General features: G+C 43.8%; 16 protein-coding genes. 13 read left to right on the forward strand and 3 right to left on the reverse strand.

The genetic code is table 11. The features are described from left to right. Window positions 1-98: 98 nt before the first annotated feature. The 13 genes from BLT32_RS11945 (at window position 99) to BLT32_RS12000 (ending at window position 14,893) form a co-directional block, all read left to right on the forward strand. The gene (locus tag BLT32_RS11945; RefSeq protein WP_235444017.1) at window positions 99-1,172 is read left to right on the forward strand and encodes a DUF262 domain-containing protein; all 1,074 of its coding nucleotides are present in this window, start codon (window positions 99-101) and stop codon (window positions 1,170-1,172) included. 2 nt (window positions 1,173-1,174) lie between these two features. Further along, on the forward strand, window positions 1,175-1,825 hold the full coding sequence (locus BLT32_RS11950; protein WP_053954498.1) for a hypothetical protein: 651 nt from the start codon (window positions 1,175-1,177) through the stop codon (window positions 1,823-1,825). Window positions 1,826-1,880: 55 nt separating this feature from the next. Continuing rightward, entirely contained in the window at window positions 1,881-2,711 is an 831-nt protein-coding gene (locus BLT32_RS11955) for a heteromeric transposase endonuclease subunit TnsA (protein WP_053954499.1), read from the forward strand. Beyond that, window positions 2,698-4,791, forward strand: coding sequence for a TnsB C-terminal domain-containing protein (locus tag BLT32_RS11960; protein WP_053954500.1), 2,094 nt, complete (start codon window positions 2,698-2,700; stop codon window positions 4,789-4,791). The genes BLT32_RS11955 and BLT32_RS11960 overlap by 14 nt, the downstream gene beginning before the upstream one ends. Further along, window positions 4,788-5,543: an ATP-binding protein gene (locus tag BLT32_RS13160; RefSeq protein ID WP_425311133.1), complete on the forward strand. Its 756-nt coding sequence runs from the start codon at window positions 4,788-4,790 to the stop codon at window positions 5,541-5,543. Before BLT32_RS11960 ends, BLT32_RS13160 begins: the two co-directional genes overlap by 4 nt. Continuing rightward, window positions 5,537-6,445 carry a hypothetical protein gene (locus BLT32_RS13165; protein WP_425311134.1) on the forward strand — a complete coding sequence of 303 codons (909 nt, stop codon included), beginning with the start codon at window positions 5,537-5,539 and terminating at the stop codon, window positions 6,443-6,445. The genes BLT32_RS13160 and BLT32_RS13165 overlap by 7 nt, the downstream gene beginning before the upstream one ends. 1 nt (window position 6,446) lies before the next feature. Beyond that, a complete protein-coding gene (locus BLT32_RS11970) occupies window positions 6,447-7,952 on the forward strand; it encodes a TnsD family Tn7-like transposition protein (RefSeq protein WP_053954501.1) in 1,506 nt (501 codons plus the stop codon). After that, a complete protein-coding gene (locus BLT32_RS11975) occupies window positions 7,939-9,531 on the forward strand; it encodes a Tn7-like element transposition protein TnsE (protein ID WP_053954502.1) in 1,593 nt (530 codons plus the stop codon). The genes BLT32_RS11970 and BLT32_RS11975 overlap by 14 nt, the downstream gene beginning before the upstream one ends. 98 nt (window positions 9,532-9,629) lie before the next feature. Further along, window positions 9,630-11,120, forward strand: a complete 1,491-nt coding sequence (locus BLT32_RS11980; RefSeq protein ID WP_161802663.1) for a ParB/Srx family N-terminal domain-containing protein — start codon at window positions 9,630-9,632, stop codon at window positions 11,118-11,120. Beyond that, window positions 11,117-12,013: a DNA adenine methylase gene (locus BLT32_RS11985; protein ID WP_053954504.1), complete on the forward strand. Its 897-nt coding sequence runs from the start codon at window positions 11,117-11,119 to the stop codon at window positions 12,011-12,013. The genes BLT32_RS11980 and BLT32_RS11985 overlap by 4 nt, the downstream gene beginning before the upstream one ends. Before the next feature lie 19 nt (window positions 12,014-12,032). Further along, complete coding sequence (locus tag BLT32_RS11990) at window positions 12,033-13,046, forward strand: TPR end-of-group domain-containing protein (RefSeq protein ID WP_053954505.1); 1,014 nt, start codon at window positions 12,033-12,035, stop codon at window positions 13,044-13,046. Between the two features lie 142 nt (window positions 13,047-13,188). Beyond that, complete coding sequence (locus BLT32_RS11995) at window positions 13,189-13,395, forward strand: hypothetical protein (RefSeq protein WP_053954506.1); 207 nt, start codon at window positions 13,189-13,191, stop codon at window positions 13,393-13,395. A gap of 283 nt (window positions 13,396-13,678) precedes the next feature. Continuing rightward, window positions 13,679-14,893, forward strand: a complete 1,215-nt coding sequence (locus BLT32_RS12000) for a permease (protein ID WP_053954507.1) — start codon at window positions 13,679-13,681, stop codon at window positions 14,891-14,893. A 40-nt stretch (window positions 14,894-14,933) separates the two neighbouring features. Here the strand turns inward: BLT32_RS12000 and BLT32_RS12005 are convergent, their stop codons facing one another. From BLT32_RS12005 to BLT32_RS12015, 3 genes are all read right to left on the reverse strand, one after another. After that, window positions 14,934-15,332 (reverse strand): type 2 periplasmic-binding domain-containing protein, encoded by a 399-nt coding sequence (locus BLT32_RS12005; RefSeq protein ID WP_143020969.1) that lies wholly within the window; start codon window positions 15,330-15,332, stop codon window positions 14,934-14,936. A 6-nt stretch (window positions 15,333-15,338) separates the two neighbouring features. Continuing rightward, complete coding sequence (locus tag BLT32_RS12010) at window positions 15,339-16,577, reverse strand: porin (RefSeq protein WP_143020970.1); 1,239 nt, start codon at window positions 16,575-16,577, stop codon at window positions 15,339-15,341. 38 nt (window positions 16,578-16,615) lie between these two features. Further along, window positions 16,616-16,861, reverse strand: a 246-nt coding sequence (locus BLT32_RS12015) for an ATP-binding protein (RefSeq protein ID WP_176764961.1), incomplete at its 5' end; no start/stop codon positions are given.

Consider the following 16,861-nt stretch of genomic DNA (forward strand, 5'->3'; position numbering starts at 1 on the left):
TTAAATTGTAGTGGTTGCTGTTAGTTGTTTTTTGATGCTTTCTTGTCCAAACTAATGCTCGTAATAAATTTTAGAATATATTCTCACATAAGATTCTTGTGAATAAACCGGATAGAGAATTCAAGATGCATTTAAATTTAGGGCAAGTGACACTTATTGATTTAGTTGAGCAAGTCGAACGAAAAGAAGTTCTTATCAATAAAGAGTACCAAAGAGGCTCAGGTCTTTGGCCTGACTCTGCCAGATCGTATTTTATTGATACCATATTGGAAGGTTACCCATTCCCTAAAATATATTTATATCAAATATTTAATGAAATGGTTAACAGACCAATAAAAGAGGTGGTAGATGGTCAACAGCGATTAACCACAATTATAGATTTCTATTCAAATAAATTCCGCTTAACGTCGGCTTCACGTGATTATAAGGGGATGAAGTTCGAAGATTTGGATGATGATGCGAAGCAACGATTTATTTCGTATCAGATTGAGGTCTCAACCATACTGTCAGCGAAACGCTCTGAACTTCTAGAAATGTTTAGACGAATAAATGCTTACACGGCTCCGTTATCTGCCGCCGAGAAAAGACATGCTACTTATCAGGGAGCATTTAAATGGTTTGTGGTAGAAATGTCAGATAAGTACTCACCAGCCCTTGAAGGTCTAAAAGTCTTTACTTCCAAGCAGTTAGCAAGAATGCACGACTCTGAATTTATTGCCGATCTAATCTTGGCTTTAGAATCAGGAATAGTGCAAAAGTCGGCTTCCTCAATAGAAAAACTATATAAAAAGTACGAGAAAGAATTTCCACATTCTGACTACTATTACGAAGTAATCGACTCATTCTTCCAGGTTCTTGCTACCGATTTCGAACCATTGTACGACACCTTCATGATGAAATCCTATGCATTGAACTCACTGTTCTGTGCGTATACACATTGCAAGTTTGGGCTTCCTGGAGTAGAGCAGTTTACTGATGTTAGGCCCGATCTGGAATTCAAAATTGATAAGGAACGAGTCTTACCGAAACTTGAGGAGCTTGCGAGCGCTCATGAAAATCAGGATGAAGACGGTGAGCACAAAGTATATGTGAAAGCTTGTATGTCTAGTACTACCAAAGCTCCCCAGAGAAGAGCTAGGTTCAAAGTGCTCTGTGATGTGCTAACTCACTAGTAATGCATTTAGCTAAAGCTTACAAAAAATTTAACTCACGGTGCTTCTCCTATAAATCGAGAGCCGATGAGATATATCTGAAGAGGAGAAAGCTTTCAAAATGGGAGTTTAACTACCTAACCGAAGTTCTTCTTTCAGATATGTGGCAGTCCTGGTGTAAGTTTAACCGAACCATGTTCCTGAGCTCTTGTTGGGGAACTAAAGCGCGTAATGGTGATTTGATTACAGGGATTGCGGCAGGGAAGTCTTGGCAAAGGCTTTGCTATGAGGCTAAGCAAAGTGCTTTTGGTAACAATACAACTCCCCGAGGCCATTTGAACTTCTTGATGAGAAAGGAACCTACTTGGGGAGATCTTGATGTATTTCTTCGAATTATCTCTAGAGTCCAACCAAGTAATGAGCAGCAACTATCAACAGCTTATGGTAGCTTTCATAATATCAAACAGCTTCAAATTATCAGAAATGCCTGTGCCCATAAAAACCAAGAGACTTTTCTAGATGTTAAGCTTTTAAATCGACACTATTCTGGTGCCGCTATAAGCAGGCCTACTGAAGTAGCTTGGAAATTTAATCCTGCTAAACGAGCTCTTGCGGTAGATATATGGCTACATGAAATGAGAAAGATAGCTGAGTTAGCAACATCAACGACTTAGTTTGATAAACCGAGTAACTCGGTTATGCTGAAACAAAGCAGATCGAGTTGATGACATGGCAAAATCAAAATACTCGCTGAGCGAGACGCAGATTGCGAAAAGAATAAAGGAAGGACGCGGATCTGGCTCCGGCGCGGATTACAGCCCTTGGGTGCGAGTCGATGAACTTCCATCTCTAGGCCGATCCCGGCAGGTCTACTCTCATCTCACCAAACGCATCCACCACCTACTTTCTGATCTCGAATTTGCCGTTTTCCTGTTGCTTGATAACAACCCTTTCGTTACCGACATACGCGAACAATTTCCCCTTATTCGCGATAACACGCGTGATATTGCCCGGGAAAATAATTTACCTCACCCTGCCAACAATGGCGTCGATACGGTCATGTCGTCAGACTTTTTAGTAGATTCCACAGACAAATTAGAGCCCAAATTCGTGCTACAAGCCAAGTACACAGATAGCCTTGATGATGCTCGCATCGTCGAAAAGTTAGAAATTGAACGTCGTTACTGGAAGCAAAAGGAACTTCCCTGGTATCTCGTTACTGAGCGTGAAATTGATCCAGTAGCCAAGGCAAATATTGACTGGCTGTATGTTGTTAAAGGAGAGCTCGAGTCGGGTGACAAGGTTATCACGGCGTCGAGTCTGGCGATGTTTAAGGCGGCAGTCGCTGATAACCCGGGACTCAATATTATTGAGCTGTGTAAAGCCATAGACCGGGCTTATGACCTTGATCTGGGCGAATCACTTTATGACTTAAGGGTGCTCTGTGCATCCCGGGTTATTACGTTTGATGTCAGAAAACCATTCAGAAAACTGAGTGGAAAAGATTTTACGTGTCACGAGTTAGAGAGCTTGGGAGGTGCGGTGAATGTGGCGAGTTAATGATGTTGTTGAATATGACAACAAGCGGTACCGCATCTTATTCGTCGAGAGCACCCGGCTTGTTTGGTTGTGCATTGATGAGAATAAAGGAATACCCACCTCAGAATATATTGATGTGCTTGAGGACTTAGTTGCTTCCGGCCAACTCATTCGTGTTGATGACCCTTTCGCTGAACTCCAGGTATTGACGCCGGAAGAAGATAGCTCTGACTACAAACACCGTGAAAAAGCCTACCAGGCAATAAAGGACATTATCTCAGATGAAAAAATGTATTTTAAGAAAGAGCGCGCCGCACTGCTTAAACGTGTCGCTGAAGAATCAGAAGTCAGTGTTCCCACACTCTACAAATACTTGAGACGGTACTGGCAACGAGGGCAGCTTAAAAATGCGCTGCTTCCCGACTTTAAGAACTCTGGTGCGGCCGGTAAGCCTCGAAACTTTAAAGACAAAACGCCCGGGCAACGTCGAATACACAGCCCCGGAAATACAGTGCCGTTAAATGATGATATACGGCGACTGTTTCGACGTACTATAGAAACGGTGTTACTTAACGACAAGAATATGTCTGTCAGCTATGCGTACCGTAAGTTTGCTTCAGCTTATAAGTTCGCAAACCCAGATGCCAGTGAAGAGCAGATACCAACCTATCGACAGTTTCAGCATTTTTATCTTCGTGAATATGAAAAAACCGACAAGCTTATAGCGCAAACACCTGTGACCAACTATCGCAAAGATGTTAGGCCGTTACACGGCACAGCAACCGAGCAAGCACTAGGCCCGGGGAGCCGTTACGAGATTGATGCGACAATTGCTGACATCTACCTGGTTGATGATGACGATTCCGAGAAAGTCATCGGGCGACCAACCATATACATGGTGATTGATGTTTTTAGTCGAATGGTAACGGGGTTTTATATTGGCGTAGATAACCCGTCTTATGTGGTTGCGATGAAGGCTTTAACGTCCAGTTTTGGCGATAAAACCGAAGTGTGCAAGAAGTTCGGCATGGATATTTCACCGGAGGGTTGGCCGTCAGTTGGTTTGCCGGATGTTGTTCTTGCCGACAGAGGTGAGTTAATGAGCCATCAGGCTCAATACTTGATTGAAGGACTGGGAGTCCGGCTGGAGAGTGCGCCGCCCCGCCGTGGTGATGCTAAAGGGATAGTGGAGCGCTTTTTTAAGACTATTCAGGGCACCTTCAAGCCATATTTACCGGGTGTTGTTGAAGGCAATCGGATCAAAAAACATGGTGAGAGTGATTATCGTGCGGAAGCTAAAATCTCGATGAACGACTTCACTGAAATAATGCTTAATGCCATCATTAATCACAACCTGCATAAACCCATGAAAAAGTATGACCGGGCAGCGGATATTCCAGAAGAGGTTCCGTCAGTTCCTATTCACCTATGGAACTGGGGCATTCAGAACCGTGTTGGAAAACTTCGGAATGTCGACGTGAACCTTGCCCGGGTCGTTTTATTACCCAGGAAGAAAGTTACCGTTTCTGAGCAAGGTGTAAAACTCTGGGGGCTGACATATACAGGCCGAGAGCTGATTGAAGCCGGATGGATGCATCGGGATTCATCCGTTAAAAGGCCGAAAGGCCTTATGGCTGCTTACGACCCGGGAAGCGCTAACCATATTTACTTGTTTCCGGAAGTGGGTAAGAAACTGTTCTGGACTTGTGATTTATCGACTCGAAGCCGTGAGTTTCGAGATCTTACCTGGAAGCAAGTTTGGGAGAGGCAGCAAATCATTAAAGGTGCTCATGCAAAAGCTGAACAAGGATACGCGCCTAAAGCCCGGGAACTTGATCAGCTTATCGAAGATAAGGTTAAAAAAGCAACCAAGGGTGGCAGTGGATCAAAAAGCAGTGATGCTGAGCGTATTCGCAACATAAAGAAAAATAAAGCGGAAGCCAGAGAGCAAGAACGTCGGGATACGGCAGTTCGCCCTGAACGGGATAATAAAAAAGAACCGGCAAAAGTGGTTCCTATTAAGCACTCAAATGACGAGACTTACGATTACCCTGATTATCTGTCAGAGCTGTTTGGTGATGACTCGGAGCCGAACTCATGACATTTGATGGTATTGAATCAATAACCGCCGGTTATCATGATACCGGTGTGGAAAGTTACCGTGGCAACCCTCTGATTGAGGCTTTACCACCGATAAAGTCGGTAAAAAATATTGCTGAGTCTTTGAAAATTGATGCTCATTGTCGACCGGAAGACTTACTTGCTTCGGGACACGTCAGAGCCCACTCAATTAGCCGTCTCACAGATGAGTTCTTTCAACCGCTATCAACACACGTACAACTGGAAGAGAAGCTGTCCATTATGATCCGTGGTGGTTATGTTGGCCGCAATCCAAAAAATGGATCAAGACAAAAGCACCTTCAGAACGGCTACGAGCGATTATTAACGGGCGACCTATCGGCTTTTCGCTTTGATGAAGTGAAATCAACCGCTCAAAGTATGTCGATTATTGGTTGCTCCGGCAGTGGTAAAACGACAACCATCGGCCGGGTGCTCTCTGGTTACCCCCAAGTCATTTACCATCCTGATTATAACCTTGAGCAGGTGGTTTATCTGAAAGTTGATTGTTCGTTTGATGGTTCTCTTAAAGGCATTTGCCAGAACTTTTTTAGGGCGTTAGACCGAGTTCTAAATACGCACTATGAACAACGTTACGGTATGAAGCGCCACAGCGTAGAGAACATGCTGGCCATTATGGCTCAAATTGCTAATTCGCATGCCCTGGGCGTTCTTATTATTGATGAGATCCAGCATTTGAGCCGATCAAAGTCAGGTGCTCTGAAAAAATGCTGAATTTCTTTGTAACTTTGGTGAATACCATCGGCTTGCCGGTTGTTCTTGTTGGCACGCCCAAAGCAAAAGAAATATTTGAAGTCGACTTGCGTTCAGCAAGACGCAGTGCGGGATTTGGCGCGATTTTCTGGGAGCCAATGAAACAATATCAGTCAAATGGTCGCCCGGGGGAATGGCACGCATTCACTAACAAGCTTTGGAAACTCCAATGGCTCAAACATCGCGATGAGCTGCTGACTGATGACATCAGAAACACCTGGTACGACTTAAGCCAGGGCGTGTTGGATATTGTGGTTAAGTTATTTGTTTTAGCGCAATTAAGAGCCATAGCGACGGGAATAGAACGCATTACTTCGGGCTTATTGCGACAAGTATATCAGGATGAATTAGGTCCGGTGCATCCTATGCTGGCAGCGCTTCGCTCGAATGACATAGAAAAAATTGCGGAGTATTCAGATCTTAGGTTAAAGGATACGGATAAACGCCTACTTGAATTACAGTCCCAGATTGATGAAGCGTCGATTGCCTCTGATGAAATGGATGAGCTTGTTTCGGATGATGAAAAGCGGCTGTATATGATGCTCAGTCAGTTTGGATACGATGATAGCTCTCTGCTTCTTGAAACGGTTAAACGCGCTTTCAATGAGCATCCTGACGCATCGCTTCAGGAACTATTGCCCATTGTATCGTCGTGGTTATCTGCTCCAGAGCATGATGACGTAAAAGCGGCGCCTAAAAAGCAAAAGACCAAGCGCCTGAAAAAAGACGAGTGGCATACACTAGCTACAGAAGACCTGAGGTTTTTATCTTCGCAAAGCAGCTCTAAAGACGAAGCTTATGAAACGCTTAAATCGTCTGGCCTCATATTTCCGATGAACAAATGGATGGATAAGGTCGGCTGAAATGACGAGTGTTCCTGTCCCCTATCCTAATGAGCTGATTTACAGTGTCATAGCGAGGACAGGCGTTAATGAAGCCATTTCCAGCCCTAAGCAGTTGCTCGATGAAGTCTTTGGCAACCGTAAGGTGATATCAACGTTAGATTTACCCAGCCACATTGAGAAGATTAGCCAACACTTGGCAAGAGCAGGCCAATATTCTGCTGAAAAACTGATTTACCAACATACCCTATTCCCTTTTTATGCACCGTTCGTACCCGAGTCAATTCGACAGCGTGCGATAAAACTAATGTCAGGGTTCAGCAATGGTGCGGTTCATATGATGCTCGGTGTCGCTGCATCCAGAGTAAAAGCGGTAAACTACTTTCGTCTTTGCCCTTCTTGTATGGAAAATCAAATAAGGGATTACGGAGAAACCTTCTGGGATAGACGGTGGTTTATTCCTGGACTCAATACCTGCGTATGTTCCGCATGCCTGAAGAATTTACCGGAAAGTTGGCAAGAGCATCGACACGCCTACGTTTTGTGTCCCACCACTATAAAAAATGAGTCAGAAGTAACTGGTAAAGTTTACCCGGGCTTGCTTAAGCTGTGCTCATCAGCAAACGAGGTCTTATCGCTACAGGCAATGGAGTCGGCGTCATTTGATCAATGGACGTCTTTTTATCAGGCATTAGCGGCTGACAACGCAATGACCAGAGGGCGTTATGCAGACCATGAGCAGATAGCAGAAGCATTGCTGTCCTGCTTTCCGAGCTCTGCTCTTCAAGAGCTTAATTTAGACTTTGACGTCAAAAATGACACGAACTGGCTGAAAACTATTTTCCGTAAGCACCGGAAATCATTCAGTGCCTTGCAGCACTTAATGGTATGGCAAGCATTAAAATTGAAGGGGACGGTCGCGGAAACGATCCATGAAGTAAAGAAAAAGCGGGCTGTACCTATTCGCCGTCTTGTTAAGCAAAAGACCAAAGGGCAAGTCGATATCTATCGAGCGAAGTGGCAATCACTACTGCGTCGATTAGAAATAAAGGAAGCGAGGCGTGCTGAAGGAGGCGTTTATGCATGGCTTTATCGGCATGATAGGCAATGGTTAATAGACTTTAATGCAGGCAGGAGGCGGAAACGTAACGGGCATAAACCGATAAACTGGCATTACCGTGACTTAACATTAACGCGGCGATGCTTAGAGCTTATAGCAGAAAAGGACTCTGATCTAAGCTCTCCCCGGTTATCTAAACTTTGGTTGATTAACCACCTTCCTCATGGCCGTTCATCTGCTAAAAAGCTCACCAAGCTCCCAATACTCGATCACTGTCTCGATACTTACTCGGAATCCATAACGGATTATCAAATAAGAAGATTGACTTACGCTGCTTACCAACTTCTGCGTCAGCATGAAGAGCTGGCTCACTGGCGTCTGTTGCGACTGGCCGGGTTGAGTATCGAACGGATTACTGATGAAGCTAATGACTTTTTAAGAGAGGTTATTCTTCGTGTCAGACACTAGGTTTAAAAATATTGAGAACAATTCGGAACTGCTGCATCTAGGCGATCTCTTCCGGAGCACGACAGCAAAATACTGGCGTATTAATGCTTGGTTGAGTCCGATACAGAATAAGCGTCATGCTGCCTTCTCTAACTTACCCATGCTTGCCCGGGGGCGGGTGCTGAACGCCATAGGTGAAAAACCTAAGCGGGACAGAGCTTCGTGTTCAATCACCCGGGATTCAATAATTAGTGAATGCAATTTGAACGAGTTTCCGGAGTTTGCCTACGCCTCATTAGCGAAAGCAGAAGCGCGTCAAAAAGGGTTCCTAGTAGAAACGCAAGGGAAGCCAAGTTTTATTATTCCACAGCTAGAGCTTGCGCGTGTTTTGTTTTTACACTCCGGATACCTGTGCCGGGCGGCACTTACCTCTGAAACATTAACGCATGAGTTTGACGTTCAGGAGCGTTTAAACGAGGGAAAAGTGATTGTTAATGTCTTAAAGCTATCCACCTTTCCAAAAAAAGCGTTTGATGATGCCGGTACCCGACGGATGTTAGCCTGGCTTTTGATAGATCGTAATGCTCGTAAGTCATTTGAAAGCATTTTTCGGTACTATAAGCAGTTCTCCAGAGTGAATAACGGCTGGGAAATGTGGACGTTTTCATTTGAACCGCCTCAAATGTTTGGTTGGTCTTTTACCTTCCATGGTCGAGCGGATGAAGCCAGCAATAAGTTCTTTGTGGAAGAAATTACGGATTTAACCTTTCACGGAAGCTTGCCGGATAGAGTGTTGTTCCAGCACGACTCATTTAAACGCTATGAAGATAAATCAACCGGAGGCACACCGAACGGGTCTCCGTGGACACAGCGTCCGGATGAGCATGAAATTAATGATGACGAAACCGCATCGAATAATAACGAACCTGTCATTTTGAGAAACGACATCCACACCATTAATTTCCTTGGGCATACCCAAACCGCCAAAGTGAATCAGGTAGTCGAGAGTGACACAGGGGCTTTGAACCCTGAACCAAATGAGGTTGCCAGCGAAGAGGTCAGCACCGACGAACCTACGGAAGGCGGGAAACTTCCCGCTGCTGATTTTACAGGGCCTAATGACGCGACAGATTTAAGCCGAATGTGTGAGAGTCGCTTTGAGGCCTTTAATCACATGTTGGAACTACTTCAGAAGAATGGAGTGACTTTGCTATCAAAAGAAACAAAAGCTCTGCCGCAGTCAGGACGAGGCCAAAAGCATTTGTTGAAGAACGGTGAGCCCAGGGTCATTTGTTGCGCTGAGGTGAGTTTTGAGGGGCGGCATGCGTATATTTTGGAGGTTGATACATCGGATGGTGTTAGCAAACTTTCATCTAAGATTTTTAGTTGCAGTTCATCAAAGCTCTATGAGGTCTGGGATACTTTAGTTATGGGAGTAACTTCAAAAAAACTAAGTTGGCCAGCTAGCTTAATAAATGAAAACTTTAATAGAGAGAGTATAGCGAGCGTTAATCATCCGAGGAATGCCGGATCGGGACAGGGAAACATTCCAGCCGATGCGATTACTAACTGGGCACTCAGTTTTTTAATAAGACTATAATTATCGGTTTATAATTTTGTGATAAATTTGTGGTTTTCCTTTATTTAAATTACTTTATCAACCTAGGGAAGAAAAATAAAAACTCCATGGGAGATTTGATGTCTAACGAAAACACAAAGTGGTGGGAAAATAGGGTTCTAAGATCAGTTGATAATTTAAAATTATGGAATGAAAACCCTCGTCTCGATCCATCCAGTAAGCTGGTAACTGTGAGAGATTATGCCGAAGAGCTTATTTCAGACCCCAGTGATAAACAAAACTTCATTATACTTTTAAAATCAATTGCGAAACGGGGGTTTGTGTCTTTCGATCCTGTTGTCGTGTGGAAAGATGACGATGAGCGATTTGCTGTAGCGGAGGGAAATCGACGGGTAACAGCATTGAAGCTTCTACGATCACCTGAGAAAGCTCCTATGCCGATCCGAAAGCTGGTTGTATCGCTTGCTCGACAGATAGATAGAGATGACATTGAGAAGATTAAAGTAAGTCTGGCACCATCATTTGAAGACGCCAGGTGGTATATACTTCAGAGACATTCCACAGCCACTAACCAAATAAGATGGCAGAGGTTGCAACAACAAAGGTTCATTATAAATGTCTATGATTCGGTAGGTCAGGATTTGGAGGAAACCATTGCCATTACTGGATTTAAACGTGCCGCTATCCTAGATTCCTTGCGATACGTTAAGATTCGGGATATGGCGACTCGGCCTGGGGTTACAGCCCATCTAACAGAAGATGAGAAGGAAAAAGTTTACAGCCATCGAATTAATATGACAGTGATAGAAAGGTGGTTTGGTAACAGCCAAGTCAGAGAAGCTTGGCACATTAAGTTTAGCGATTCAGAAGTTAATATAGATGCTAACCTGAGCAGCTTTTATAAAGCTTACGCTGAGTTTTTAAAGCTAACTTTCAGCAAAGACAATGAACTTGGATACTCCGTAAATACCAGGACTATAGACAGCAAATTTCAAGAAATATTTGAATACCTTCCCAAGGTAAAGCCGAAAGGTGAAGAAGAGGAAGATGAAGCACCAGTAGCTGATGAGCAAGAGAAGAGTGATAACGATAAAGAGAGTGAACAGCAACAAAGCGATGATGAAAAACCTGACAAAAAAGACAGATTAAAAGGAAATCCTAAACGCGGTCAGTTTACCGACAAATACCACACTATCAACTCAAAAAGCTATAAATTGAATGCGCTCTTCGATGAATTAGGTAGGCTTCCGGTGAAAAGATATTCAAACGTAGCGGCCGCCTCCCTAAGGATTTTTTTAGAACTCTCGGTCGATGATTTTATCAAGAGCAATGACTTCACTGGCGAGGTGGCCAGACGATTAAAAAAAGGCTATCATGAAGTCACATTACAGCAAAAACTGAATGTGCTGCGAGGTGAGTTTATAGATGACCGAGAAGCAAACAAGGTTATTGGTCAGCTGTTAAACAATAGCAACGATTATAGTTTAAATACTTTGAATGAATACATTCACGGTACGAAGGTTCACAAAGTAGAGCCTCAATTCCTAAATAGATTTTGGGATATGTTATCTCCTCTATTGGAGGTATTAGTCGAGTTGAGAGAAATATGAATTTTTTTTCGCCATTGCGCTACCCAGGGGGTAAGTCGAAACTAACGCCCTATGTGCTTGAAACCCTTAAGCTTAATAAGCTGGATGGGTGCGCATATGTGGAGCCATTTGCTGGGGGGGCTGCCATTGCGTGGTATCTTTTATTGAATGGACATGTCAACAGGATTTATATAAACGATTTAGATCCAGCCATTCACGCGTTTTGGTATAGCTCCTTATATAGAACGGAAGAGCTTTGTGAGCTGATAAGAACTACACCGATAACTATTGATGAGTGGTTTCGACAGCGAGAAATTTATCGCGAATCGCCAGAAGACTTTCTTCGTCTTGGGTTCGCTACGCTATTTTTAAACCGTACCAATAGATCAGGAATACTAAAAGGTGGCGTGATTGGCGGGTTAGAGCAAAAAGGAGCATACAAGCTCGACTGCCGTTTTAATAAAGAGAAGCTAATAGAAAGGATTGTAGCTATAGGAGAACGGAGAGCTGATGTCAGGCTTAGCAACCTAGATGCAACGATTTTTATTGAAGAGCATATCCCCGATATCGAGGGGCAGGCGTTTGTTAATATCGATCCTCCTTATTACGTAAAAGGCAAAGGGCTTTACCAGAACTTTTTTGAACACGATGATCATTATCGGTTATATGAAAGCATCGTGAGGTTGGTACAACCATGGATAGTTACATACGACGATACGCCTGAGATATGTGGAATTTATTCAGAGTTCCAACCAGAGCCCTTTGGTCTCACCTACACGGCTCAAACGAAGTGTAAAGGCTCGGAGATTATTGTCCACTCAGATAGCTTGAGAAAAGCCAATTTCAAACCAGACATTACTTTTGGTGAGCTACGTAAATTAAAAAAGCTAAGCTCGCTGTCACCAGATTCCTAAAAGTTTGAAGGCTCAATGTATGAAGGCAATGGTTTCCGTAGTTCTTCTTGTACTAAGTTTTAGTGTCTTAGGTCAAGAAGCTGCTGTATCGAAAAAGGTTGAAACAGACCCAGGTAACGAAGAGAAAGTAGAGGCAAGCCCTGCCGTTCAGGATAAGCTTGTAGTTTCGGCCTCTGAGATAGATAGGATGCTATCTATCAAGGGAATTAAATCAAAGCAAGAGTTGATGAGTACTGCTTTTAGCTCGAATAGGAGCTTAGCCCTAGCAAGTTTTGGTTTTTCTCTTACAATTCTCTTAGGTGGCGCAATTTTTGTAGTGGTTAATCATGGACGGCTAGATAAGCTTGTAGATTCATATTCCAAGAAACTCGAGGGAATTGAAGAAACAGAGATGAGACTTAAGAAGAAGGTTGACGAGCTTGATGAGCATAAATCAGTGCATATGGCGTTCGGAGATTTATTAACATCTCAAGGCCTTATTGCTAGGCTAAGCTCTGTGATGATTAACCTTACGGCATCGTGCGACGAAGCATCCAAGAAGGAAATGAACCACGACGTATCTGGCGACCTGAAAATGATCCATGAACGTATTTATGAAATGTGTCGAGAGATTCATGAAGTTGGCAGTCAGGCTTTAATGAAACTTCAGACTGCAAGAAGAGAACTGAAATCCGTTCGGTCATCTACAGTCGCTACGGGTGAGCTTGAGACGCATATCTGCATAGAACTTGCAAGAATACACACGCTGAATGCATTGGCATATAAGCGCTTATGGGGGATTTCTTCTAGTGAAACAGATTTGCTCAAGGCTACAGACGAGATTAAAAGTGCTGAGCAAGAAGCAAAGAAATGCGAAAATGAATCTTTATTGGCAAAAGTAAAGTATAACTATGCATGTTACTTGAATCTAAGCGGAAACCAGAGTCGTGCGGAACACTTACTAAGGGAAGCGTGTGAGCTAGAGTCAAGATATGTAAACAAGGCAAAGACAGATCCGGACTTAAAGCGACTTGTGCTATGTGGGGAAGGTTGATATATTTAACAGGCCTACTGTAAAGGAGAGGAGCTACATCATGAGTTTTATCAAGAGAGATGAGTCTTGGTGGGTTTAAAAACATAAAATTCTCGAAGCCCGGCTTATGCCGGGCTTTTTCGTTTTAGGAAGGAGCTATTATATGATTGATAAAATGAGCAAAGACGAGCTGAAACATGCTGTTTACGCAATTGACTATGCCTTGCTAAGTAAAAGCATCGGAGAAAAGCATGATGACTCTAAAACTCTGGAAAAAATAAGTACAGAGTCATTACAAGAAGCACGTACTAAGCTCGTAGAAGCCTTAGGCAAGGACGTAGGACTTCATCCTCCCGGGCGTGGAAATTGAAGTTTGATAACCCCTGCCGGTTTCTGAGTATTTACATACCTCATTGTCTACAAAGCGCTAAATGAAAATTAAGATCTTTATTGTTTAGGCACTTATCTTAACGGCAATAAATTTTTAAGATCTTTAATGTTAGATAGAAAAGCTTTTTTATTGCAATTAACGGTTTTATTGACAAAAAGTTTAAATCTTTAATGTACGCCCACATATCTACCTGCTGAATTTGACCTTTCTAAAGAACCCAACTACTGTGAGGTAGTTGGGTTTTTCGTTTTAAGGAGCCGCTATGGATAACTTCATATCGCTATGGGGCGAATCGGCGTACACCAGCCTTGGTTTTTTCTGGATGGCGTTATGGGCGTTTGTATTAGGTTATTTGATCAGTAGCTTAATCCAAGTGCTCATTACCAAACGAAGAATGCGCAAGGCAATGGGCGGTAATGACTTAAAGTCTGTGTCGCTGGGTACTTTCTTTGGTTTTATTTCTAGCTCCTGTAGTTTCGCTGCACTTTCAACCACCAGAGCTTTATTTAACAAAGGCGCGGCGTTCAGTGCGTCTATGGCATTTATGCTGGCCTCTACCAACTTGGTTATTGAACTGGGGTTTGTCATTTCTATTTTTCTGGGTTGGCAGTTTGTCGTTGGTGAATACGTCGGCGGGTTGCTGCTCATTCTGTTCGTTTGGTTATTCATAACGCTCACCAACCCCAAAAAGCTGATTAAAAGTGCGCGTAAAGAGGAAGATGATGAAGACGAGCACCATCATGAAACAACGCTTTCCGATTTATTAAGTGCGGATACCTGGCAAAAAGTCGGGCAAAAGTACATTATGGAATGGCAGATGGTCTGGCAGGATGTACTTATCGGCTTTACCGTAGCTGGTGTTATTTCTGCCTTTGTGCCCAGTGCTTTCTTCGAGTGGCTGTTTATTGGTGTGGGTACTCAAGGCGAGCCAGGTTTCTGGTCATTATTGCAGCAGGCTGTTGTAGGTCCTATTGCCGCGTTTTTCACTTTCATAGGTTCCATGGGGAACATTCCGCTGGCAGCTGTTCTGTTTGGCGAAGGAGTTGCCTTTGCGGGTGTTATGGCATTCATTTTCTCTGACTTAATTGTGCTGCCAGTGCTGAAAATTAATGCGCGTTACTATGGTTGGAAAATGGCTCTGTACATTGCTTTAATGCTTTTTATTTGCCTGGTAGCGGCGTCTCTTGCTATGCATTACGGCTTGTTGGCCTTTGATGCCTTACCCGATGCGTCTCAATGGTCCTCACCAGCTAAGCAAGAACATTTCAAACTCAATTATGGTTTTGTGCTGAATATTATTTTCTTACTACTTAGCGCTGTCATGGTTGTGCTTTGGCGTAAGAAGCAAAAAGAGCACAAACACCATCACCATCATGACCACGGCGGGTCGTCTGTTGGGGATAAAGTAATGAATGCTTTGTGTGTAGTCAGTGTTCTTTGGTTAGCAGGCGGTATGGTGACTTACGCAGTTCAATAAAAAAGAGGCCCTCAGCGGGGAGGCTGAGGGCTTAAGCCATTTAGAAGGTCGCTATAACCTTTAAGTCACCTGAGACTTTGCTTTTATCAGAAACATACCCAATACCTTGAGGGTTGCTTTTCAAAAACTCGATGACAGCATCGTCACTGTCTAACGTATCAAGTGGTGTTGCACGGCCAGTGAATTTTAACTTAGCCCAGTGACGCTTTAACTGATTGCCTGTCTGGCCAACCAATTTGGTTTCAAACGCTTTACGCGTGGCTGAGCTTTCAGGCAGGTTAACGCCTGTTAAAACACGCGACTGACCTAAATAAATTCGGGCGATGGACTCTTCGTTAATCTCTGTTTGAGAAACGACGACGCCGTTGTTCGCTGAGGCTGAAAAGCTCAGCATACCGGCGAACAAAACGATGAGAAATACGGCTAACTTTTTCATCATACTTCCTTAAAATACAAATTGAACGGCAGCTGAAGCTAATACATCAGATTCGTCGGTTAACTTGTCGTCAGCGTGGGTAACATCAAACTTAAGAACCGCGCTTGGGGCAATATTGAAGTTAACACCAATAGAGGTGTACGCTGTTTCAGTAACAACGATATTGGCTGCCTGATTAACAAACGCTTGTAACTGAGGATCTGGCACAGTGAAACGTTCAGGGCTCATGACTTTATCGTCAGTTTTGCCGTAAGTTGCGTGTAACGCCCAGCTGTCAAAACGCTTTCCGGCAGTTAAATAGGCAGAACGCTGTTTAGGAACGTAGCTATTTTCCAGTTCTAATTCGGTGTATTCAGCACCAACAAACCAGTCGAAGTTGTCGTACATAACGCCAACACCAGCGAAAGTGCCTTTGTCTTCAGAGGCATCGAGCTCGTTGGCGACACCTTCCAGACCAGCAAGAGTCAGTGAATCAAGGAAATCGCCGATATTGACTTCTTGTCCATTAATATCAGTTGTTAAAGTGTCAGTACTGATATTCGCATCATTGGTTTGGTAGTAGGCAACACGCATGGTCAAATTGCTGTATATCGCGCTGGTATTGAAGCCGATAAGGTTGTTCAATTCAGCTTCAGCTGTTTCACCACCTATAACGTTAATGTCGTCCTGCATATTGCCGGCAACAACTTGCGTGTTAAAGGTGAAGTCACCAACAAACGCATTGTGCTGAAAGCTTACACCGGTGTAGTTGTCGAAAGGCACGCGATAAACGCTTTGAGGCGTGCGAAGCCAGTGGTAGCTGTAACCGACATCGAGGTAGTCAGAATACATGTAAAAAGGCAGACGCAATTTACCGACGTTAATGCTCGCAGAGTCAGTTAGTTGATACTGCAAATAAGCCCACTCGACTCCCAGATCAAAGTCCTCAGAGCCGCGCGACATAATTTGCGTAGTGACACTGAGCTTGTCAGACAAGTTAGCCTTAGCCTGTAGAGCGAATAAGCTACCCGGATTAAAATCTAAGTCGTTATCGTAGCCGAACAGCTGGTCGTCGCTGCCGGTTGTCATGCCAGCGGCGATGCTGCCGAAGCCACTCCACTCAATTTGATCCTGGGCAAGCGCAGAAGAGCTCATAACCAGTGCCGCAGCACCGATAGACGCTAATGCATGTTTCGGATGCGTATTTCGGTCTATCCGGACAGCGATTCCGGCATCATTCGGACAAGCGTTCCGGTGTCGTCCGGACAAGTTAATTCTCACCTCGCATGATTTTCTTTTTACGTGATTTAGGCGTCACCTGCTAGTGTTTTTTTGCGTTGCGATTCACCTTGTAATTCCAACCGATGCGCATTATGGATAAGTCGATCAAGCAATGCGTCTGCCACGGTCGGGTTATCCATCAGTTCATACCATTGTGATACCGGTAGCTGGCTGACGATAATGGTACTGCGTCGCTCATAGCGATCTTCAATGACATCCAGCAGGTCGGTGATTTGTTTTCCCTTAAAGCCTTCCAGCCCCCAGTCGTCCAG

The sequence above is a fragment of the Idiomarina zobellii genome (genome assembly GCF_900100855.1).
Lineage (GTDB): Bacteria > Pseudomonadota > Gammaproteobacteria > Enterobacterales > Alteromonadaceae > Idiomarina > Idiomarina zobellii.

Bases quoted from the DNA above. Each gene is read 5' to 3' on its own strand.
- BLT32_RS11950 (WP_053954498.1), top strand. From the start codon at position 1,175: ATGCATTTAGCTAAAGCTTACAAAAAATTTAACTCACGGTGCTTCTCC.
- BLT32_RS11955 (WP_053954499.1), top strand. From the start codon at position 1,881: ATGGCAAAATCAAAATACTCGCTGAGCGAGACGCAGATTGCGAAAAGA.
- BLT32_RS11960 (WP_053954500.1), top strand. From the start codon at position 2,698: ATGTGGCGAGTTAATGATGTTGTTGAATATGACAACAAGCGGTACCGC.
- BLT32_RS13160 (WP_425311133.1), top strand. From the start codon at position 4,788: ATGACATTTGATGGTATTGAATCAATAACCGCCGGTTATCATGATACC.
- BLT32_RS13165 (WP_425311134.1), top strand. From the start codon at position 5,537: ATGCTGAATTTCTTTGTAACTTTGGTGAATACCATCGGCTTGCCGGTT.
- BLT32_RS11970 (WP_053954501.1), top strand. From the start codon at position 6,447: ATGACGAGTGTTCCTGTCCCCTATCCTAATGAGCTGATTTACAGTGTC.
- BLT32_RS11980 (WP_161802663.1), top strand. From the start codon at position 9,630: ATGTCTAACGAAAACACAAAGTGGTGGGAAAATAGGGTTCTAAGATCA.
- BLT32_RS11985 (WP_053954504.1), top strand. From the start codon at position 11,117: ATGAATTTTTTTTCGCCATTGCGCTACCCAGGGGGTAAGTCGAAACTA.
- BLT32_RS11990 (WP_053954505.1), top strand. From the start codon at position 12,033: ATGAAGGCAATGGTTTCCGTAGTTCTTCTTGTACTAAGTTTTAGTGTC.
- BLT32_RS11995 (WP_053954506.1), top strand. From the start codon at position 13,189: ATGATTGATAAAATGAGCAAAGACGAGCTGAAACATGCTGTTTACGCA.
- BLT32_RS12000 (WP_053954507.1), top strand. From the start codon at position 13,679: ATGGATAACTTCATATCGCTATGGGGCGAATCGGCGTACACCAGCCTT.
- BLT32_RS12005 (WP_143020969.1), bottom strand. From the start codon at position 15,332: ATGATGAAAAAGTTAGCCGTATTTCTCATCGTTTTGTTCGCCGGTATG.